A 19,922-nucleotide genomic window follows, 5' to 3' on the forward strand; every position below is an offset into this window, starting at 1 on the left:
CAACAATGACCTCGAACATCTGGCTGGCGGCAATGCTGGCACTGTGTCTGCAAGCCTGTGCCAGCCGGCCTGCGCCCCTGCCTGCGGGTCATGAACAGGATCTGCCCTTTGGCGCCATTGCCGACCCGAACCCAAATCCACCGCCGGTCATTGCACTGACTCAAACTCGAGTGGATCACCTGGTGTTGTCCGGAGGCGGTGCCTACGGCGCCTGGAATGCTGGCTTGTTGGCCGGTTGGCAGCAGCGGGGGGACCGGCCGCGGTTTCAGGTCGTCACCGGCATCTCCACTGGCGCCCTGGTGGCCACGGTGGCGTTTTTGGGGCCGAAGTACGATCAGGCTCTGAAGCAGGCCTATGCCGAACAACCGGCCTCGGCCATTGTTGGCTATCTCAACCCGTTCGGGGCGCTGTTTGGCCGTTCGGCGTATGACAGCGACAAGTTGCGGGCGCTGATCGACCATTTTATCACCGATGGGATGATTGATGAGGTGGCAGCGAGCCACCGTCAGGGGCGGCGACTCTACGTGGGGACCACCAATGCCGATGCCGGTGTGCCGGTGTTCTGGGATCTTGGTGCCATCGCCGCCAGCGACCGAAGCGATCGTTACCACTACTATCGAGATGTGTTGCAGGCGGCATCGGCGTTTCCCGGTGCCTTCGAGGCTCGCTATTTCCCGGTCGGCGTCGCCGGTAGCACTTACTATCAGATGCATCACGATTCCGCCTGGGATTTGCTGTTTTTGCGGCCCTTCATGGTAGACCAGTTTCGACTGCCGCCCCGGGCTCAGCAGCGGGTATGGGTGGTGGTGAATCACCAACTGTTGTTTCAGCGACAGCACCCCTCCAATGGCAAAGCTCTGGCCAACGGCATTCAGTTTGCGTATGACAGCAACCAGTATCGGGTCAATGAAAGCTTGCTGCGGGTCTATCGCATGGCGGCGGCAAAACAGATGGGTTTTTGTTACGCCGCCATCCCCCAGAGCTATCCATTGGACTTCGAACCCTTGCAATTTGGACCGGAGAACATGCTGCCGCTGTACCGCCTCGGGGTCGATGCTGGCCTCTCAGGGGACCATTGGCAGTCGCATCCGTCACGAATTGCTCCTTCAGAGCGGATGGAGATCAAACTCAGCTGTGAAGAAACGCCCTGATTGTTAACCTAAAGCCCTAAATCCGGTATTCTTAGCAGTCAGTTTACCTGTCCTGGTAAAAGGGACCTGCCGGAGGCGCCATGCACTGCCCATTTTGTTCTACGACGGACACCAAGGTGATCGACTCCCGACTGGTGGCCGAAGGTCATCAGGTTCGTCGGCGCCGTGAGTGCCTGACCTGCCATGAGCGATTTACCACTTTTGAAAGTGCCGAGCTGGTGATGCCCAGAGTGATCAAGCAGGACGGCACCCGCGAACCTTTCGACGAAGAGAAGCTGCGCCGGGGTATTCAACGGGCGGTGGAGAAGCGACCGGTGTCGGCAGAAGCGATTGAACAGTCTTTGACTAAGATTAAATCAGCCCTGCGGGCTACCGGCGAGCGGGAAGTGGGCTCGGACATGGTCGGCAACCTGGTGATGGAACAACTGATTGCCCTCGATAAGGTGGCCTACATTCGCTTCGCCTCGGTGTACCGCGCCTTTGAAGATTTGTCGCAATTTGGTGAAGCCATCGCCAAGCTGGAAAAATAACGATAAATGAACGGCTCACAACACGATTATTCCTTTATGCGCCGGGCCATCGAGTTGGCCCGGCGCGGCCGTTTTACCGCCCGGCCCAACCCTGCTGTGGGGTGTGTGCTGGTCAGAGACGGCGCCATCGTCGGCGAAGGGTTTCACCCTAAGGCCGGCGAGCCCCATGCCGAAGTGTTTGCCTTGCGTCAGGCGGGTGAGCGGGCCAAGGGGGCCACGGCCTACGTGACCCTGGAGCCCTGCTCGCACCATGGCCGCACCCCGCCCTGTGCCGAAGCCTTGATCAAGGCCGGGGTCAGTCGGGTGGTGGCCGCCATGGTCGATCCTAACCCTCAGGTGGCGGGTCGTGGTTTGTCGATGCTGAAGCAGGCCGGCATTGAGGTGGTCTCCGGAGTATTGGAGGCCCAGGCGCGTCAACTCAACCCGGGCTTTATCAGCCGCATGGCCAAGGGGCGTCCCTACATTCGGATTAAGTTGGCGGCGTCCATGGATGGCCGCACGGCATTGGCCAACGGTGAGTCCAAGTGGATCACCGCTGCCGATGCCCGCCGCGACGTTCAGTTGATGCGTTTGAGTCACGGGGCGGTGATTACCGGCGCCGGTACGGTGCTGGCGGATAACCCCTCGATGAATGTGCGTCCCGAACAGTTGCCCGCATCGGTGAACTTGCCGGCCCACTGGTCGCAGCCGCTGCGAGTGGTGATCGATGGCCAGGCTCGGCTGCGACCCGGGCTGCAATTGACCCAGATTGAGTCGCCGGTGCTGCTGGCTTCGACACAGGAGTATGGCTGCGACTGGCCCGAGCATGTGGCCTGTTGGCAAGGGCCGTCTGTCGCCGGCAAGGTGGACCTTCATGCGCTGATGGCCGAACTGAGTCAACGTCAGATCAACACCCTGATGGTCGAAGCCGGGGCGACCCTGGCCGGGGCTTTTGTTCAAGCCGGGCTGTGGGATGAGATCATTTTCTATCAGGCACCGAAAATGATGGGCAGTGACGGTCGTGGGGTCTTGAATTTGCCCCAGTTAACCGCCATGTCACAGGTGCCCGAATTTCAATTTAAAGACGTTCGCCGGGTCGGTGCCGATTTGCGCCTGACCCTGGTGCGCGCGGAGTCATAGATGTTTACAGGCATTATCGAAGCGGTGGGCCAGTTGCGCCAGTTAGAGCGCCGCGGTGAAGATTTACGGGTAACCGTGGCCAGTGGCAAGTTGCCACTGGAGGACGTGCAGTTGGGTGACAGCATTGCCACCAATGGCGTGTGCCTGACCGTGGTTGCCAAGCTGAGTGACGGCTACGTGGCGGATGTGTCCGGAGAGACCCTGGCCCGTACCAATTTTGCCCACTACGCGGTGGGCCAGTCGGTCAACCTGGAGCGGGCGGTTACCGTCAACACCCGCCTGGGCGGTCATATGGTCAGTGGCCATGTGGATGGTCTGGCAACCGTAGAGAGCATCAGCGACCGTGGTCGCGCCATTGAGTTCTGGCTGCGGGCCCCAGCGGGCCTGGGCCGCTACATCCCTGAAAAGGGCTCGGTCACCATCGACGGCATCAGCCTGACCGCCAATGAAGTCGACGGTAATCGTTTTCGTCTTACCCTAGTCCCCCATACCGTCCAGGAAACCACCATTGGTGAACTGCGACCCGGCTCGACCGTCAACCTGGAGGTGGATCTGATTGCCCGATACCTGGAGCGATTGATGCAGCCTGCAACAGACAGCGAGGAGTCCGGTGGCATCACCATGGAGATGTTGGCGAAATCTGGATTTTTAAAATAACAAGGTCAGCAAGATGGCACTGAATAGTATTGAAGAGATCATCGAAGACATCCGTCAGGGCAAAATGGTTATCCTGATGGACGATGAAGACCGTGAGAATGAAGGTGACCTGATCATGGCCGCCGAAGCGGTGACTCCCGACGCCATTAACTTTATGGCCAAGTATGGGCGCGGGTTGATCTGCATGCCCATGAGTGGTGAGCGTTGTGATCGCCTGGGTCTGCCGCCGATGGTATCGCGCCACACCGAGCAATACGGCACCGCCTTCACCGTTTCCATTGAAGCGGCCGAAGGGGTAACCACCGGCATCTCCGCCGCCGATCGCGCCGTCACCGTCCTGACCGCCGTCGGCAAAGACGCCGGGCCGTCGGATCTGGTTCAGCCGGGCCACATTTTTCCTCTGCGCGCCCGCCAGGGCGGCGTCCTGACCCGAGCCGGTCACACCGAAGCCTCGGTGGATCTGGCTCGTCTCGGGGGCTTCGAATCGGCGGCGGTCATCGTTGAGATTCTCAACGAAGACGGCACCATGGCCCGTCGTCCACAACTGGAGTTGTTTGCCGCGGAACATGATCTGAAAGTCGGCACCATTGCCGACCTGATTGAATACCGCAACAACAATGAAACTACCATCGTGCGTGAGTCCAGCTGTCACTGGCCGACCCGTTTCGGCGATTTCGAGCTGGTGAGCTTCCGTGACACCATCGACGGCGAAGCCCACTTTGCCCTGGTGAAGGGGGACGTCAGCAACAACCCGCTGGTTCGGGTTCACCTGCACGACGGTTTCAATGATCTGCTGTTTTCCCAGCGCGGAGGCAGCGGTGCCTGGTCACTGGACAAAGCCATGAGCCGCATCGGTGATGAAGGCGGCGTGCTGGTTCTGCTGGGGCGCCACCAGAGCAGCGACGAGATGCTGGATCGAATTCGAGCCCTGGCGGTTGAAGACGCCGGCGAACAGGGGCCTAAACGCAAGCCCTTTGGCACCTCCCGTACCGTTGGGGTGGGATCGCAGATCCTGGCCAACCTCGGGGTGACTCAAATGCGCTTGCTGTCGGGTCAAAAACGGTATCACTCTCTGTCCGGTTTCGGCCTGGAAGTGACCGAATACATCGGCGAATAATTGTGAGCCGTCGGCATTAAGGTTTTGCTGACGGCTGTGCTATCATTACGCCACTTTTCGCCCCGCCACCGGTGTGGGGCGTCTACCAATCTGTTTTTGGGTACAAATAATGAAAGTCATCGAAGGAAACATTGAAGCCAAGGGTGCCAAGGTTGCACTGGTGGTTGGCCGCTTTAACAGCTTTGTTGTAGAGAGCCTGGTTCAAGGGGCGATCGATACCCTGAAGCGCCTTGGACAAGTCAATGATGATGATATCACCATTGTCCGTGCTCCTGGCGCATTCGAACTGCCTCTGGTTGCCCGTAAGCTGGCAAAAGGCGGCGAGTTTGACGCCATCATCGCCCTGGGGGCGGTGATTCGTGGTGGTACACCACACTTTGATTTCGTTGCCGGAGAGTGCAACAAGGGACTGGCACAGGTAATGCTGGAGTTTGATACTCCGGTGGCCTTCGGCGTCCTCACTACCGACACCATCGAGCAGGCCATTGAGCGTGCCGGCACCAAGGCTGGCAACAAAGGCCACGAGGCCGCAATGAGCGCCTTGGAGATGGTTAACGTCCTTAAGAACATTTAAGCGACGGATACATCAGGAGAATTACGTGAAGCCTTCAGAGCGTCGTAAAGCCCGCCGTTTGGCGGTGCAAGCCATCTATTCATGGCAGTTAAGCGGAAATGATGTGGCCAACATCGAGCATCACTTCCTCACCGAGCAGGAAACCGACGGCGTTGATGTGGCTTACTTCCGCGAATTGCTGGTTGGCGTAGTCAGCCATTGCAAGCAACTGGATGAGCGCTGTAAGCCTTATCTGGCACGTTTGCTGGAGGAAGTGGACCCCATCGAGATGGCGGTATTGCGGGTGGGCGCCTATGAGTTGCTCTACCGTGATGACGTGCCTTACAAGGTGGCCATCAACGAGGCCATTGAACTGGCGAAAGCGTTTGCATCCGACGACAGCCACAAGTTTGTCAACGGCGTGCTTGATAAGCTGGCTAACGCCTTGCAGCGATAACCGGCAATGCAATATTGAATGGAGCGGCCACATCCCAAAAATGTGGCCGTTTTTATATGGCGATTAGTGAATTTGAGTTGATTGAGCGTTACTTTCGCCAGGGTTGCCAACGGGGTAACCAGCGAAAGGACGTGCTGTTTGGCATCGGTGACGATGCCGCGATATTGCGGGCTCCCGACAATAACCAGTTGGTGGTGACCACCGATACCCTGGTGGAGGGGATTCACTTTCTCAAGCAGATTGAGCCGGCGGTGCTGGCGTACAAGTCGGTGGCGGTCAACCTCTCTGATCTGGCGGCCATGGGCGCCGATCCGGCCTGGTTGACCCTGGCACTGACCCTGCCGGAGAGCAATGAACCCTGGCTGGCGGAGTTTGCCGCCGGGCTGAATCAGATCTGTGAATACTATGGCATCGCCCTGGTGGGCGGTGACACCACCCGCGGACCGCTGACCATCACCCTGACCGCCATGGGCCATGTCCCCGCCGGGCAGGGGATCTACCGTCACGGTGCCTCGCCGGGTGACTGGATCTTTGTCACCGGTAACCTGGGCGACAGCGCCGCCGGTTTGAAGATTCTGCACGGTGATCTGACCGCCAGTGACGATCACCGCGAGTTTCTGGTGACCCGTCATCTGCGACCGACGCCCCGAATCCTGGCGGGCCGCTCGCTGCGTGGCATCGCCAGTGCCTGTATGGACATCTCCGACGGCCTGGCCGGTGACCTGCGCCATATCGTCAAGGCCTCGGAGGTCTCGGCCCATGTGGAGATCACCGATGTGCCGCTGTCTTCGGCGTTGGTGGAGACCCTGGGACTGGAGCAGGCCCAGCGGGTGGCCATCGCCGGGGGCGAGGATTATGAGTTGCTGTTTACCGTACCGGAAGCCAAGAAGGGCGCATTGATGACGGCCCTGGGCGAGGCCGGCGTCAACCACACCTGCATTGGTCAGATTCGGGCCGGGGAGGGGATCCACTACTACCGAAATGGTGAAGTGGAGAGCGACGCCCCCACGGGTTTTCAACACTTTTAACGGAATGAAGTAATGACACGTTTTGCAGGACTCAGCCTTAAGAACCCGGTGCATTTCCTGGCTCTGGGGGGCGGATTGGGGCTGGCGCCCAAGGCGCCCGGTACCTTTGGTACCCTGGCGGCATTTCCTTTCTATTTCCTGATGCAGGACTGGGGCTTGTTCCCCTACCTGATGACGTTGATCCTGTTCTCGGCCGCCGGCATCTACATCTGTGGTAAGGCCGCCAAGGACATGGGCGAGCACGATCACCCAGCCATCGTCTGGGACGAGGTCGTCGGCATGCTGATCACCCTGATCGCGGCACCGGCCGGGTGGATCTGGCTGATCATCGGTTTTGCCCTGTTCCGGTTGTTTGATATCTGGAAGCCTTGGCCGATTCGCTTCTTCGATAAGCAGGTGGATGGTGGACTGGGCATCATGGTGGATGACATCATTGCCGGTATCTTTGCCCTGGTGTGGCTGCAGGCCTTGGCTCGCGTCTTTCCCGGATTGTAGATACCGCCAACTCCCTTGCTCAATAAAAAAGCCAGTCTGCGATTGCGACTGGCTTTTTTTATTGCTGATAGTCGGCCCTTGGCGGCTTAGAACAGCTGCTTAGGATCGACGATCAGCGCCCGGTAGCTGGGCTCGGTCTTGGCCATGGAGTTAACGGTCAGTTCCACTTTGACCTTGCCGTTTTCGGTCACTTCGTTGATGAAGTGTTTGCCAGGCTTGCCGGTAAACAGGCCCGCAGAGGCGGAATACATGAAGAAGCTGTTCTTGTCGTCGCGCCACTCGATGTTGGAGGTGATCGGCGAGTACCACTCGTAGCCTCGCTCCTTGCCGTACTCGAAGGTCTGTTGCACCGTCATCTTGTCTTCATCGATCTTGTATTCGACGCCGCGACTGTACTTCATGGTCGGCATGGCCGGTTGCTCGAAGTGACGGCCGTCGCCATTGTCGAAGGAAACCAGAGTACCGCGACTGGTGAGCCAGGAGGTGTGCTGAGTCCAGGGCCAGTCGAAGTCGGTGTTGTCACAGGTGCCGGTGTTCATGTTGCAATCCAGCGGTTTGCCGTTGGCATCCACCGGGGTCAGCACCTTGTTGGAAAGTTTGCCCCAGCCCTTGTTGGCGGCCAAAATCCACTTCACTTCGCCATCGCGACTGACCTTGGCGGTGCCCTGGTGACGCATGGAGACGATGATGGAGTCGTCTTTCGGGTCATAATCGATGGAGTTGATGTGAGCCCAGTTGCGACCGGCTGCGACGCCGGGCAGGTCGCCAAACGGGGCGTCCGGCTCGATGTCCATGGTTTCACCGGCGTGGCTTTCATCCACGTTCAGACACACGGCACCGGAATCCAGTCCTTTCAAAAGATCATCGCGCATGTTGTCGAAGATCTTGTTGAAGTCCCATACCTGAACCACATTGCCGGTCTGGTCCACTTCGATTACGTGGTCGCGAACGGTGTCGATGCGCTTACCGTCTTCGCGCAGGTATTTTTTCTTGGCGACTCGCAGCAGGTAGTGGCCGTTGGGCATCTCCAGCATGGCGTGAGAGAAGCCGGTAAAGCCCCGAGGCATATCGCGTTTAAACACCTTGCGCCCCAGCATGTCGTAGCGGGCGTAGTAATGATCCTGACCCCAGTACAACTCACCGTTGTCCGCCAGGTGGAAGCCCATGGCGATCCCCTTGGTGGTGTCCTGATCGTAGACCTTGTCCCAATCCATGAACCAGCGCACTTCACCGGCGGTGTCGGTGACAAACACGATGGGGTAGTTGTCCCAGCCCTGGGTCTGGTCGTCGGCACCCAGGTGGTTCACCAGGTAGAGGCGGTCTTTGAACTGCTTATCCACCTTGACCACGTCCACTTCCGGGAAGGAGCGGGTCTGGCCATCAAACAGCAGTTGCTTGACCGGTGCGGTCTTGATCTTGTACTGCTCTTTGATGCGCTTGCCGTCTTTGTTGTATTCCACCGACACGGTGTTGTTGTAATCGGCGTACAGGCCAAACACCGGAATGCCGTTGTGGGTGGTGATGGCACTGTCGGACACCGGGTACTGGATCACCGCGCCGCCTTTCTTGGGCTCGATGCGGACCTGGACGTCGGAGATGCTGAAGCCATTGAGGTCGATGACGGCGGTTAACGGGGCAAAATCGTAGGGGTTGACCTTCACGATGCCGATCTCCCCCTGAGTGGCGACGGTGGTCAGGTATTTATCGGCCCAGTCGCCTCCGGCGATGGCGGCGTGGCTCAGGCCCAGCAGGCCCATGGCAAGGGAGGTGGCAATCAGTGTTTTTTTCATGGTGTTTCTCCAGTCATTCGTCGAGGCTTAAAAGGTGTATTGCAGGCCGTAGAAGAGGCCGTCATGGAAGCCCTCCTTGCCCAGATTGTTGTTGGCGTATTTGTAAGTCAGAGAGGCCGACAGAGAATCGGTGGCGTGCCAGCGAAGGATGGCCGAGCCATTGAGGCCAAAGTCTTCACCGTCACCAGACAGGCTCAGGTACAGGTCGTCGCGGCCAAAGTAGTGTTCTTGCCACCACACCATGCTGAACGCGTGTTCGCCGAGGCTGAACCCCTTGCTCAGGGTGTAGATGACATAGCCACCGTTGAAGCCGCCTTCAAAATCGCCATCGAAATGCTTGTAGTCGGCGGTCACGATGTGGCCGGCGACGGCCAGCTGGGCATAGAGGTCATTGTCATAGGTTTTATCCCAACTGAGTCCCAGCAGGGTGTTGGTTTCCGACCACACCGGCTTTTGCTTATTGAACACCTGCCCGTACCAGTTGAAATCCGACTGGCCGATGTTGATCTGACCGACGATGTTGATCTCCGAGCCGATCATCTCGCTGTCTTCAACGTCTTCCAGTTGCACATGGGCGTACAGATCCCCAAAGGCGTTGCCGGTGGCGCCCTTGATTTTGATGAAGCTGTTTTCGCTCTTGCCTTTGCCGAAATGGTCTTCGGCCTGGCTGCCCCAGTCCATCAGCCCGGCTTCTACCGCCAGCATGCCGGCGTGGGCCGGCAGACAGGCACAGGCCATCGTCGCTGCCACGAGCGTGGCATTGAGGGTTTTCATCATCGTTTCTCCAGAGAGTGGGGTGCCCATCGTGGGGCACCTGTTTGAGTTATTTGGTTCTAAGGTGGTGAATCCAGCCGGCGGTCACCGGCGCCAGGGCGGCGATGAAGATGGCGTAGGCGATGATGCAGTACTGGGCCATGTTCAGCCCCAGCAGGCTCCAGTCGTCTTCGCCACAGATGCCGGAAGGCTGGAACTCGTAGGGGAACCACTCATGCATCGGCAGTCCCAGTGGGAAGGTCGGTTCGGTGGAGCAGGCACCGCCGCCGCCACCGGCAGCAAACAGGTCGCCGCCTTCGGCCATCACCGCATCCAGGGCATGGGAGGAGTCGTGCAGGCCGGCCAGGTCGATGGACCAGATCATGCCCTGGACTACGGCGTACCACGCCAGCGCCAGACCGATCAGCTTGAGCAGAGGGTTTCCTGGTTGGATGGCGATGATCAGCCCGGCAAACAGGATGCACATCTGGCTGAAACGGATGTAGACGCAGATCTCGCACGGGTCCATCTCCAGGAACCACTGGAAATAGCCCATGGCCGACAGAATCAGGAACAGCGCCGCGCCGCTCATCAGTAGCCACAACCAACGTTGGTTTTGCCACTGGGCCAGGGTGGGCAGGGGAGAGCGGCTGAGATCCTGCCAGCCTTTGCTGATTACACTCATGGTGGGGCTCCCTATTTAGCCAGCAGATCGGCGGTCAGTTCATCCAGCATCGCCATGCTGGTGATCGATTGGGTAATAATCAGGTAACGACCATTGACAACAATGGCAGGAATGCCTTTAACCTTGGCAACTTTGAGGCCCTGATCCCATTTCTTCAGAAGAGTGATGACGGCGTCACTGTCTTTTTTAGCGGCAAAGGTTGAGGCATCTATGCCACCGGCATTCAATCCAAACTCGATGGCTTCTTCAGGGCTCTTAAATTTTATTTTATCGTCATGGATGTGCTTGTAATATGCCATTTTTACGGCTTTGTACTGCTTGTCGCTCAGGGATTTCGCTACCGCCACTACCGTTGCTTTTTCTTTACCGAACGGTGGTTTAGTGGTGATGTGATAGGCGTCGTAACCCACCCCCTCAGGTAGATTTTTAATGTAATTTGGCATCACTGCTTTTTCATACTTGTAGCAGAAAGGGCAGTTGGTCGAATACACTTTAACGACCTGGTTTGGAGCGTTAAAGCCCTGATCTTTAAGGTCAATGTAATGCTTGCCTTCGCTGAAGTCCGCGGCTTGGGCGGTCAGGGCCAGCAGCGAGGCGGCGGCCAGAGTGAGGATGCGCTTCATAAGGGTCTCCGTTGAGTCGACGGCGATAGTGCCGTGTGTGGTGACTAGAATAGGGAGACTGGCGATGGGTAACTGTGACGACACCGGCCGGGAAACCGGGGAATTATTTTACTTTTATAAAGCGAGATGTGACCGAATTCGCGTTCTGATTATATCGGGCTTTATTTGTGGGTTAGCTAACAGAAAACGGTAATTCTTTTATGAATACTTTCCCCAACTTATTTGTGATCTGGTGCAGAGATGACTCGAGCTGAATTAAAAAGAAAGAGAATAAGTACGATATTAAATACCGCCGAAATAGCGATAGTCGAACACGGGCTTTTCTCCTTAAGTTTGCTTGAGTTGGCTCGCCAGTCCAATTGTCCGGTAAATAGCCTGTATAACTATTTTTCCAGCCGTGAGGACATCGCCGTTGCCTTGTTTAACCGCATCATTGGCAAGTGGGGCGTCAAGGCGACTCAGGAGATTGCCCTCTATCCTGCCAGCTTTCAGCAGCGGTTTATGGCGATGCAGTTGCTGTGGGTCCACCGTGCGCGTCAGGCCATGGACCCGGCAGGAGTGCAGTTTTTGGCGGCCATGCCCTGTGTCTGGAAGCACGCGTCCCATCACCGTATTGCCACCACCCGAAAATTACTGGATGGCTGGTATCAGCTTAATTGCGACTTTCTTGAGCGGGCCCGCACTCTCGGGGAGTTGCAGGCCACCGATGAGGAGATTCATCACTGCCTCAATCTGGTTACCTGTGTGGAGCGGGGCTTTTCTCTGTTCAGTAATAACTACAGCTTTCGGGATGAGATGGTGCAGATGCCGATGGAGCGGGTGTTTGAGGCGATGCTGCCAAGTATTGCGTCGCTGCGTTGGTCTGAGCCGATGACCCTGGCCTGCCTGGAGCCAGTGATGGACATCTGCACCGACATCGATGCCAGCTTGAGCGAGTTTGATGTGGATGAACTGATTGAGCGGGTGGAGGCGTCGCTGGAGGAGTAGTCGCCGGCCCCGGGGGACCGGCGTCAAGCATCAGCCCAGGCTGATGCCGATGTTGGAGGTGGCCGCCTGACGGATGTCACGGCGCATCTCTTTGATGTCGTCGATGTTGGGTTCCGATTCGACCCACTCCAGCAGTTGCTGCTGGATCGCTTTCTCCTGCTGCATCATCTCATGGGCAAAGATGAAGTCATCCAGGGCTTTGCCTTCCAGCTCCGGCTCTTCCACCACTTCGATGTAGTTGGTGACCGTTGAGCTGGAGAGTTTGGACACGTTGATCAGGTCGTCCTCGATCTTCTGCTGCATGGCAATGAAGATGGTGCTGACGGCGACCACCGCGTCCATGGCCGGGTAGACCCCGTACATGTCGTGGTCGTCCGGCTCTGGGGTGATCGCCTCCAGTTTCTCCAACTGCAGCTCATAACTGAGTTTCAGGCGCCGGCTGAAACAGCTTTCCCATAACAGATCCAGGGACGACTGCAGTTGAGCGTGGTCGTTGTTGTCCAGAGCCGCGCAAAACAGCTGGAAGTTTGGCAGCATGCGCTCCGCCAGGGCGGTGGCGAACAAGCGCTTGCCCTCGGGAGACAGGGCTTTGATGCGGCTGAAAAAGCCGGGTGCTTTACTCATGTATGGATTCCAATTAGGCGGCCAGTATGGTTTCGGCCGCGGATTCTACCTTGTTTAATTCGTCGAGTAACTCAAGAATTTCCGGTTCCAGCTGGGCGGTGCTGTTGCCTTGCTTCAGTTGTGACTCCAGATCCGCACACAGCTTCTGCAGCCCGGGCACGCCGGAGTAGCAGGTGGCGCCGTGCAGCTTATGGACGGTTTTCAGCATGGCGGTGCGATCCCCCAATTGCAGGTGGTTGTCGATCAGCTCCCGGGTTTCCGGAATGCTGTCCATCAGCATCTTGAGCATCTCTTTGGCCAGTTCATTATTGCCGCCGGATTGCGTCAGTGCCAGTTCCCAGTCCACCACCTGAGTCAATACCGGGCTGGCGGTGGAGGTCCAGCGGTCAATGACCTGCTCCAATCCCTCTTCGTCGATGGGTTTGGTCAGGATGTCGTCGATGCCGCTGGCGAGTACTTGCTCACGCTCGGCGCCCAGCAGGTGGGCGGTGACGGCGATGATCGGGGTACGGGTATTGCGGGATTGCTGGCGGATTCGCTGCGTGGCTTGAATGCCGTCGATGTCCGGCATCTGAATGTCCATAAAGATGATGTCGTATTCCTGCTCCTGGGCCCGCTGGATCGCCTGGGTGCCGGAGGAGAGGGTGTCGACCTCCTCCACCAGTTCACTGAGCAGGGTATCGATCAACTTGAGGTTGGCGCGGTTGTCGTCCACGGCCAGGGTTTTGAGCGCCTTTTTGTCCCGGCCCAGGGGCATGGGCAACTGAGGCGCCGGCAGGTGCTGAGCGTCTTTATTGGTGAGGCTGGCGAACAGCCGTCGCTCGCTCATGGGCAGGGTCAGGCAATGATCGATGCCCAGGCCGGCCATCTGGTTCGCCACCTCGCTGTTGTTGCTGTCCAGCAGCAGCACCAGGTTGTCGCAGTGGTTGCGGATCACCGACAGGGTTTCCATCATGCCGTCGCTGGGCTTGAGCTTGCGCCAGGCGATCAGGGCGTGATTGTAGTGTTGGCCGTTGAGGTGCTGCTGCAGCGGCGAACTGCTGCCGCAGGCGGTGGCCTTGATGTGCCAGCTGTCCAGCTGTTGCACCAAGTTGTTACGGGTCAGCAGCCGTGGCTCAAACACCAGCGCGCTCTGGCCATAGACCTGTTCCAGAATCAGCGGGTCGGAGATGGTAAACGGGCTCTTTTCGATGCTGAGGGTAAACCAGAACGTGGACCCCTGGCCTTCACTGCTGGTGAAGCCAATCTGGCCATCCATGTGATTGACCAGTCGTTTGGTGATCACCAGCCCCAGACCGGTGCCGCCAAAGCGACGACTGATGGAGCTGTCGGCCTGGCCAAAGGCCTGAAACAGCATCGATTGTTGCTCTTTGCTGATGCCGATGCCGGTGTCCGCCACTTCGCCGCGGATCAGCACCCGTTCCGGCGTCTCCTTGGCGGCATCCAACTGCAGGCGCACGCTGCCCTTGTCAGTGAACTTAATGGCGTTGTTGACCAGGTTGGTGAGAATCTGCTGCAGTCGCATCACGTCGCCATTGAGGCTGTCCGGGACCCGCTCATCGATGTCGATCACCAGTTCCAGCTCCTTTTCGGCGGCGGCGGTGGACAGCAGTTGCATGGTTTCATCGACCGCTTCCCGCAGGGCGAACGGCATCTTTTCCAGCACCATCTTGCCCGCTTCCAGCTTCGAGAAATCGAGGATGTCGTTGATGATGGACAACAGGTTGGTGGCGCTGCGCTCTATGGTATTGAGGTAGTCGCGCTGGTTGTCATGCAACGGGGTCTTTAGCAGCTGGCGGGTGAAGCCGATGACGCCATTGAGGGGGGTACGCAGTTCATGGCTCATATTGGCCATGAACTCTGATTTGACCCGGCTGGCCTCCAGGGCCCGCTTCTTGGCGATGTCCAGCTCCACGTTCTGAATCTCGATCTGCTCCAGGGTCTCCCGCAGATCCGAGGTGGCCTGATCGATGTTTTGCTGCATCTCGTTGTGGTATTCCGCCAGGGACGAGGCCATGGCGTTGATGCCTCGCTTCAGGTGATCCAGTTCGCCGATCAGCTCCCCCTGCAGCCGGGTATCCAGTTTGCCCTCGCGAATCTTGGCCACCGCCGTCACCATGTCGGTGATGGGGCGGGTGACATTTTTCATCAGCCGGAAGGTGAACAGCAGGTTCAGCTGCACACCGATGAGGACGATGATGAAGGCCCAGCCTGCGCCCCGGTATTGGCTGACCAGGGCTTCATGTTTGTTGATCTGCAGTACGATGTAACCCAGCTGGGTTCGAGGAGTAAAATTGGTGTCCACTGCCGGGGTCGGTAGGGTGTAGATTGGCGCTCGCATGATCACATGGTCACCAATGTGCTCGATGTTGATGCCTTCGGTCAGATCCCGGTTGATGGGCAGCTTAATCAGGTCGAAATTCTGCCGGTACTGGCTGGTGGCAAACACCTGATTTTGGTTGTCGAATATCGCAATCAACTGCACAAACAGCGAGTTTTGCTTGTGGATCATGTCGATGAGCCGCTGGCTGTAGTCACGGTTGCTGGTGCTCAGGCCATAGCTGGCCGCCATGGCCAGGGGGCTGACGATGTTCTTTCCGCGCACCAGCAGCGAGTGGTCCAGCTCCGAAAAACGGGTCAGAGTGAAGAAACTGCCCAGCAGCACGCCGATCAATATGGTGGGTGCCAGTGCCAACACCAGCACCCAGGCCCTGAGACTGTATTTGGTGACCCCATTCATCTGTGGGACAATGCTCCGCTAAGTATGTTTGGCTATTGTTATCCCTTAATGCCGCTGGATTTTCCAGCTTTTCAGGGGAACCCCGACAGGCCAAGACGTGTCACGATCCCCCTATTGTAATCAACGGACCTTTCTATGGCACAGTTTTTTACCCCTAAGTCCAATAAATTAAAGAAGTTGTCTAAAAAAATCCGCCTCAGTGCCGATCGTCTCGATCACAAAGGTCAGGGGGTTGCGGAGTATCAGGGCAAGGTGGTGTTTCTGCCCGGCTTGCTGCCGGGAGAGCAGGCTGAAGTGCAACTGACCGAGCAGAAAAAGCGCTTCGCGGTCGGCAAAGTGGTAAAGCGGCTTAACGACGCGCCGGCACGCATCGAGCCGGATTGCCCCCATTTTGGCCGTTGTGGCGGTTGCCAGTTGCAGCACCTGAGTGTGGCCGACCAGCGCAGCCATAAGCAGCAGTCGCTGCTTGAGTTATTGAGCAAGCTGGGGGACGCCCACTGTGACCAGGTGGCGGAGCCGGTCGTCGGCGCCGACTGGCACTACCGCCGCCGGGCTCGACTGGCGGTAAAGATGGATCAGGGGGCCCTGCAACTGGGCTTTCGCCAGGAAGGCAGTCGCGACATTGTCGCCATCGACCGCTGTCCGGTGCTGGTGGCGCCGTTTTGCGACCTGATCGCGCCGTTGAAACAGTTGGCGTCTAGCCTGAAAGCCCGCCGCCAACTGGGGCACATCGAATTGACCCAGACCGATGACGGCAACCTGGCCTGTTTTCGTTTTACTCAGAAACTGGCCGAGGCGGACCGGCAGCGGTTGCAGCAGTTTGCCAGCTCCCACAAGCTGACGGTGTTGATTGACGGCAACGAGGCGATCACCCGCCTCGATGGTCTGCCGTTGTCGCCTTTTGCCATCGGCAACGGTGAACCTGAGTTGCCGCTGGCGTACCTGCCCGGGGATTTTATTCAGGTTAACGACGCGGTTAACCGGCAGATGGTGACCCAGGCGCTGTCGTGGCTGGCTCCCCAGGCCAACGATGTGGTGCTGGATCTGTTTGCCGGTGTCGGCAATTTCAGCCTGCCGCTGGCCCGACGGGCCAAGGCGGTGATTGCCGTCGAAGGGGTGGAGCAGATGGTGGTGCGCGGCAATGCCCGGGCCGCCGAACTGGGGCTGACGAACCTCAGCTTTCATCAGGCCGATCTCAATGCCGAGGAGCTGAGTGCTCCCTGGTTGCAACCGGTGGACCTGTTGCTGCTGGATCCGGCCCGCGCCGGTGCCGTGGGCGCCTTGGCCCACCTGAGTACCTGGCAGCCGAAACGGGTGCTGTACGTTTCCTGCAACCCCGCCAGCCTGGCCCGTGATGCAAAATTGCTCACCGGGCAGAATTATCGTCTGACAAGGGTTGGACTGGTGGATATGTTCCCGCATACTCAGCATCTGGAGTCGATGGCACTCTTTGAATTGCAATAGGATAGATTGCTGCCGGGGTGAGCCGATCCCCGGGGCCACGGGTCGTCAATGATGACGACAGCCACACCAGGATGCCCAAGCCGTTGGGCCAGTTAGAGGATGAGCACGCACCATGGTTTCCGTTCGTCAGATCCATTTTGGAGAACAACAGGTTGATCTGCAGCAGTGGCTGCAGCAATTGGCACTCAGTGACAGTCAGCAGCAACAGCTGGAAGCCACCTATCGTTATTGCCAGAACCTCACTGACGTCGATACGAAGGTGGTGGACGCCTGCCTGATTCGAGCCAGGGAGATGGTGGAGATTCTGCTGCCGTTGAACATGGACATCGATACCCTGGAAGCCAGCTTGCTGTTTACCTGCATCGATGAACAGGTACTGACGCTGGAGCAGGTGGAGGCCGAATTTGGCGAGCGCCTGTTGCCGCTGATCAAAAGTGTTCAGGTGATGGACGCCATTCGAACCCTGCAGACCGGAACCGGCATCAGCGCCTCCGAAGGGCAGATCGATAACCTGCGCCGCATGCTGCTGGCGATGGTGGAAGACGTGCGGGCGGTGGTGATCAAACTGGCCGAAGGGGTGGTCATGCTTCGGGAGGTCAAAAACGCCGACGAAGAGACCCGAGTGGTGCTGGCCCGAGAAGTACGGGACATCTACGCGCCACTGGCCAACCGTCTCGGCATTGGCCAGCTCAAATGGGAGCTGGAAGATCTGTCGTTCCGTTACCTGCACCCGGATACCTACAAAGAGATTGCCAAACTGCTGGATGAGAAACGCATCGACCGGCAGAACTACATCGAAGAGTTTGTCTCCGGCCTGCAGAAGCAACTGGACGCCGACGGCATCCGCGCCGAGGTGTACGGGCGTCCGAAACACATCTACAGCATCTGGAAGAAGATGCAGAAGAAGAACCTGGCGTTTTCCGAACTGTTCGATGTGCGGGCGGTGCGGATCATTGCCGAGCGCCTGCAGGACTGTTATGCCGCCCTTGGGGTCGTGCATACCCAATGGCGCCACCTGCCCAACGAATTCGACGATTACGTGGCCACCCCCAAGCCCAATGGCTATCAATCCATCCACACCGTGGTGCTTGGCCCGCAGGCCAAGAGTGTCGAGATCCAGATCCGCACCGAACAGATGCACCAGGATGCGGAACTGGGGGTGGCGGCGCACTGGAAGTACAAAGAGGGGCCACAGTCGGGCAAATCCTCCGGTTTCGAGGAGAAGATCAACTGGCTGAGAAAAATCCTCCAGTGGCAGGAAGACGTGGTGGAAAGCGGCAACCTGGTGGACGAGGTGCGCAGCCAGGTGTTTGAAGACCGGGTCTATGTGTTCACTCCTCGCGGCGACGTGGTCGATCTGCCTGCCGGCAGCACCGTGCTGGATTTTGCCTACTACATCCATTCGGTGGTGGGTCACCGTTGCATCGGTGCCAAAATTGATGGCCGCATCGTGCCCTTTACCACCATTGTCGAGACCGGGCAGCGGGTGGAGATCATCACCGCCAAGCAGCCGAACCCGAAGCGTGACTGGCTTAACCCCAGCCTCGGCTACATCAAAACCAGCCGCGCCCGGGCCAAGATTGCCCACTTCTTTAAGTTGGAAGACAAAGACAAAAATGCCGCCGCCGGCAAGGAGATGATGGAGACCGAACTGCAGCGTCACGGGCTTAAGCTCGAGGACGCCCACAGTGCGGTGCAGCGGTTTAACATGCACGCCCTGGAGGATCTGCTGGCGGCCATCGGTGGCGGCGACATTCGCCTCAACCAGGTGATCAACCACATTCAAAGCCGCCATAAGCGAGAACAGGACAGTGACGAAGAGGCGCTGGCGGAACTGGTCAGCCGGCCGCCCACCAAACCCCGCCAAAGCTCGGGTCAGATTGAGGTTAATGGCGTTGGTAACCTGATGACTCACATGGCCAAGTGTTGTCAACCGTTGCCCGGTGATCCCATCTACGGCTACATCACCCAGGGCCGCGGTGTGTCGGTGCACCGGGAAGAGTGTGAACAGCTGGCCAGCCTGTTGGGCAAACACCCGGAGCGGGGTGTCGAGGTGGTCTGGGGCGAAAGCGTTTCCGGCGGCTACACCGTCTCCATTCGAGTCATCGCCAATGACCGCGGTGGTTTGCTGCGGGACGTGACCACCCTGCTGGCCAACGAAAAATCCAACGTACTGGAGATGCGCAGTCACAGTGATGCCAAGCAGCACACCGCCGCCATTGAGCTGAAGCTGGAGCTGTTTAACATGGACTCGTTGACCCGACTGGTGTCCAGACTGAGCCAGATCCCTGGGGTGCTGGAGGTAGGGCGCCTGTGAGCCAGATGGATCGATTGCTGGCCATCATGGCCAAGTTGCGGGACCCCGATGGTGGCTGTCCCTGGGACCTCAAGCAGGACTTTGCCACCATCGTGCCGCACACCCTGGAAGAGGCCTACGAGGTGGCCGACACCATTGAGCGTCAGAGCTGGGATGAGTTGCCTGGAGAGCTGGGCGACCTGCTGTTTCAGGTGGTGTTCTACGCCCAATTGGGCAAGGAGCGTCAGTGGTTCGATTTCGAAGAGGTCGCCCGTCGCATCTGCGATAAGCTGGAGCGGCGTCATCCTCACGTGTTTGCCGAGGCAGCCATTCCCGAGTCCGAACTGAAAGCCAACTGGGAAGCCAGTAAGTCCGCCGAACGGGCGGACAAGGGCGAGCATTCGGTGCTGGACGACATTCCTCAGGCGATGCCGGCGCTGAATCGGGCTCTGAAAATCCAGAAGCGGGTGGCGGCGGTAGGCTTTGACTGGGATGCGCTAGCGCCGGTGGTGGCCAAGATTCATGAAGAGGTGGACGAGGTCCTGGCTGAGGTCAATCAGCCAGCGGTGGATTCGGATCGGGTCGAAGATGAAATTGGCGATCTGCTGTTTGCGGTTACCAACCTGGCCCGCCACCTGAAGGTGAACCCCGAGCAGGCCCTGCGCCGCGCCAACGGTAAGTTCGAGCGGCGCTTCCGTGGCGTCGAAGCCTTGGCCTCCGATTCAGGCCGTGCCCTGCAGCAACACAGCCTGGAGGAGTTGGAGCAGTATTGGCAGCAACTAAAACGTCGAGAACCGTGAGTTCTCAATTGTTCTGTTAGTTGGCCTCTGTTATACTGTCATCCCGTCCGAAT

At 58.3% G+C, this 19,922-nt stretch carries 19 protein-coding genes; 13 read left to right on the forward strand and 6 right to left on the reverse strand.

Going from position 1 to position 19,922, the window contains the following annotated elements; all coding sequences use genetic code 11:
• Window positions 1–5: 5 nt before the first annotated feature.
• From J8Z22_RS05035 to J8Z22_RS05075, 9 genes are all read left to right on the forward strand, one after another.
• A complete protein-coding gene (locus tag J8Z22_RS05035; RefSeq protein ID WP_252009197.1) occupies window positions 6–1,151 on the forward strand; it encodes a patatin-like phospholipase family protein in 1,146 nt (381 codons plus the stop codon).
• A gap of 80 nt (window positions 1,152–1,231) precedes the next feature.
• On the forward strand, window positions 1,232–1,681 hold the full coding sequence (gene nrdR / locus J8Z22_RS05040) for a transcriptional regulator NrdR (protein WP_028113872.1): 450 nt from the start codon (window positions 1,232–1,234) through the stop codon (window positions 1,679–1,681).
• A 6-nt stretch (window positions 1,682–1,687) separates the two neighbouring features.
• Window positions 1,688–2,800, forward strand: coding sequence for a bifunctional diaminohydroxyphosphoribosylaminopyrimidine deaminase/5-amino-6-(5-phosphoribosylamino)uracil reductase RibD (ribD, locus tag J8Z22_RS05045; protein WP_035416043.1), 1,113 nt, complete (start codon window positions 1,688–1,690; stop codon window positions 2,798–2,800).
• Window positions 2,801–3,457: a riboflavin synthase gene (locus tag J8Z22_RS05050; RefSeq protein ID WP_028113870.1), complete on the forward strand. Its 657-nt coding sequence runs from the start codon at window positions 2,801–2,803 to the stop codon at window positions 3,455–3,457. It begins immediately after the preceding gene.
• A 13-nt stretch (window positions 3,458–3,470) separates the two neighbouring features.
• Window positions 3,471–4,574 carry a 3,4-dihydroxy-2-butanone-4-phosphate synthase gene (gene ribB, locus J8Z22_RS05055; protein ID WP_028113869.1) on the forward strand — a complete coding sequence of 368 codons (1,104 nt, stop codon included), beginning with the start codon at window positions 3,471–3,473 and terminating at the stop codon, window positions 4,572–4,574.
• Between the two features lie 109 nt (window positions 4,575–4,683).
• Complete coding sequence (ribE, locus tag J8Z22_RS05060; RefSeq protein ID WP_028113868.1) at window positions 4,684–5,148, forward strand: 6,7-dimethyl-8-ribityllumazine synthase; 465 nt, start codon at window positions 4,684–4,686, stop codon at window positions 5,146–5,148.
• A gap of 25 nt (window positions 5,149–5,173) precedes the next feature.
• Window positions 5,174–5,584 (forward strand): transcription antitermination factor NusB, encoded by a 411-nt coding sequence (gene nusB, locus J8Z22_RS05065; protein ID WP_028113867.1) that lies wholly within the window; start codon window positions 5,174–5,176, stop codon window positions 5,582–5,584.
• 62 nt (window positions 5,585–5,646) lie between these two features.
• Entirely contained in the window at window positions 5,647–6,612 is a 966-nt protein-coding gene (thiL, locus tag J8Z22_RS05070; protein WP_211227322.1) for a thiamine-phosphate kinase, read from the forward strand.
• A gap of 12 nt (window positions 6,613–6,624) precedes the next feature.
• Window positions 6,625–7,107: a phosphatidylglycerophosphatase A gene (locus J8Z22_RS05075; RefSeq protein ID WP_028113865.1), complete on the forward strand. Its 483-nt coding sequence runs from the start codon at window positions 6,625–6,627 to the stop codon at window positions 7,105–7,107.
• 86 nt (window positions 7,108–7,193) lie between these two features.
• Here J8Z22_RS05075 and J8Z22_RS05080 read toward each other — a convergent pair whose 3' ends face one another.
• Genes J8Z22_RS05080 through J8Z22_RS05095 form a run of 4 tightly spaced genes read right to left on the reverse strand, consistent with a single transcriptional unit; the run spans window position 7,194 to window position 10,958 of the window.
• Window positions 7,194–8,897 carry an aryl-sulfate sulfotransferase gene (locus J8Z22_RS05080; protein WP_028113864.1) on the reverse strand — a complete coding sequence of 568 codons (1,704 nt, stop codon included), beginning with the start codon at window positions 8,895–8,897 and terminating at the stop codon, window positions 7,194–7,196.
• A 27-nt stretch (window positions 8,898–8,924) separates the two neighbouring features.
• Window positions 8,925–9,674, reverse strand: coding sequence for an outer membrane protein OmpK (locus J8Z22_RS05085; RefSeq protein WP_252009200.1), 750 nt, complete (start codon window positions 9,672–9,674; stop codon window positions 8,925–8,927).
• 46 nt (window positions 9,675–9,720) lie between these two features.
• On the reverse strand, window positions 9,721–10,335 hold the full coding sequence (locus J8Z22_RS05090; RefSeq protein ID WP_252009202.1) for a disulfide bond formation protein B: 615 nt from the start codon (window positions 10,333–10,335) through the stop codon (window positions 9,721–9,723).
• An 11-nt stretch (window positions 10,336–10,346) separates the two neighbouring features.
• Complete coding sequence (locus J8Z22_RS05095; RefSeq protein WP_028113861.1) at window positions 10,347–10,958, reverse strand: thiol:disulfide interchange protein DsbA/DsbL; 612 nt, start codon at window positions 10,956–10,958, stop codon at window positions 10,347–10,349.
• A gap of 240 nt (window positions 10,959–11,198) precedes the next feature.
• Between J8Z22_RS05095 and J8Z22_RS05100 the strand changes: the two genes are divergently transcribed.
• A complete protein-coding gene (locus J8Z22_RS05100) occupies window positions 11,199–11,945 on the forward strand; it encodes a TetR/AcrR family transcriptional regulator (RefSeq protein WP_084144506.1) in 747 nt (248 codons plus the stop codon).
• Window positions 11,946–11,975: 30 nt separating this feature from the next.
• On the opposite strand, the gene J8Z22_RS05105 is transcribed toward J8Z22_RS05100, so the two are convergent.
• Window positions 11,976–12,569, reverse strand: coding sequence for a YjaG family protein (locus tag J8Z22_RS05105; protein WP_252009206.1), 594 nt, complete (start codon window positions 12,567–12,569; stop codon window positions 11,976–11,978).
• A 13-nt stretch (window positions 12,570–12,582) separates the two neighbouring features.
• Window positions 12,583–15,309: a two-component sensor histidine kinase BarA gene (gene barA, locus J8Z22_RS05110; RefSeq protein WP_252009222.1), complete on the reverse strand. Its 2,727-nt coding sequence runs from the start codon at window positions 15,307–15,309 to the stop codon at window positions 12,583–12,585.
• Between the two features lie 135 nt (window positions 15,310–15,444).
• Between barA and rlmD the strand changes: the two genes are divergently transcribed.
• The 3 genes from rlmD (at window position 15,445) to mazG (ending at window position 19,869) form a co-directional block, all read left to right on the forward strand.
• Window positions 15,445–16,773: a 23S rRNA (uracil(1939)-C(5))-methyltransferase RlmD gene (gene rlmD / locus J8Z22_RS05115; protein WP_252009240.1), complete on the forward strand. Its 1,329-nt coding sequence runs from the start codon at window positions 15,445–15,447 to the stop codon at window positions 16,771–16,773.
• Between the two features lie 112 nt (window positions 16,774–16,885).
• Window positions 16,886–19,090 (forward strand): GTP diphosphokinase, encoded by a 2,205-nt coding sequence (gene relA, locus J8Z22_RS05120; protein WP_028113856.1) that lies wholly within the window; start codon window positions 16,886–16,888, stop codon window positions 19,088–19,090.
• Window positions 19,091–19,095: 5 nt separating this feature from the next.
• Complete coding sequence (mazG, locus tag J8Z22_RS05125; protein WP_252009243.1) at window positions 19,096–19,869, forward strand: nucleoside triphosphate pyrophosphohydrolase; 774 nt, start codon at window positions 19,096–19,098, stop codon at window positions 19,867–19,869.
• Window positions 19,870–19,922 lie beyond the last annotated feature (53 nt).

Origin of the sequence: Ferrimonas sp. SCSIO 43195 (genome assembly GCF_023716685.1) — a bacterium.
Lineage (GTDB): Bacteria > Pseudomonadota > Gammaproteobacteria > Enterobacterales > Shewanellaceae > Ferrimonas > Ferrimonas kyonanensis.

Coding starts and splice junctions, on each gene's coding strand:
- J8Z22_RS05035 (WP_252009197.1), top strand. CDS start 6: ATGACCTCGAACATCTGGCTGGCGGCAATGCTGGCACTGTGTCTGCAA.
- nrdR (WP_028113872.1), top strand. CDS start 1,232: ATGCACTGCCCATTTTGTTCTACGACGGACACCAAGGTGATCGACTCC.
- ribD (WP_035416043.1), top strand. CDS start 1,688: ATGAACGGCTCACAACACGATTATTCCTTTATGCGCCGGGCCATCGAG.
- J8Z22_RS05050 (WP_028113870.1), top strand. CDS start 2,801: ATGTTTACAGGCATTATCGAAGCGGTGGGCCAGTTGCGCCAGTTAGAG.
- ribB (WP_028113869.1), top strand. CDS start 3,471: ATGGCACTGAATAGTATTGAAGAGATCATCGAAGACATCCGTCAGGGC.
- ribE (WP_028113868.1), top strand. CDS start 4,684: ATGAAAGTCATCGAAGGAAACATTGAAGCCAAGGGTGCCAAGGTTGCA.
- J8Z22_RS05075 (WP_028113865.1), top strand. CDS start 6,625: ATGACACGTTTTGCAGGACTCAGCCTTAAGAACCCGGTGCATTTCCTG.
- J8Z22_RS05080 (WP_028113864.1), bottom strand. CDS start 8,897: ATGAAAAAAACACTGATTGCCACCTCCCTTGCCATGGGCCTGCTGGGC.
- J8Z22_RS05085 (WP_252009200.1), bottom strand. CDS start 9,674: ATGATGAAAACCCTCAATGCCACGCTCGTGGCAGCGACGATGGCCTGT.
- J8Z22_RS05090 (WP_252009202.1), bottom strand. CDS start 10,335: ATGAGTGTAATCAGCAAAGGCTGGCAGGATCTCAGCCGCTCTCCCCTG.
- J8Z22_RS05095 (WP_028113861.1), bottom strand. CDS start 10,958: ATGAAGCGCATCCTCACTCTGGCCGCCGCCTCGCTGCTGGCCCTGACC.
- J8Z22_RS05100 (WP_084144506.1), top strand. CDS start 11,199: ATGACTCGAGCTGAATTAAAAAGAAAGAGAATAAGTACGATATTAAAT.
- J8Z22_RS05105 (WP_252009206.1), bottom strand. CDS start 12,569: ATGAGTAAAGCACCCGGCTTTTTCAGCCGCATCAAAGCCCTGTCTCCC.
- barA (WP_252009222.1), bottom strand. CDS start 15,309: ATGAATGGGGTCACCAAATACAGTCTCAGGGCCTGGGTGCTGGTGTTG.
- rlmD (WP_252009240.1), top strand. CDS start 15,445: ATGGCACAGTTTTTTACCCCTAAGTCCAATAAATTAAAGAAGTTGTCT.
- relA (WP_028113856.1), top strand. CDS start 16,886: ATGGTTTCCGTTCGTCAGATCCATTTTGGAGAACAACAGGTTGATCTG.
- mazG (WP_252009243.1), top strand. CDS start 19,096: ATGGATCGATTGCTGGCCATCATGGCCAAGTTGCGGGACCCCGATGGT.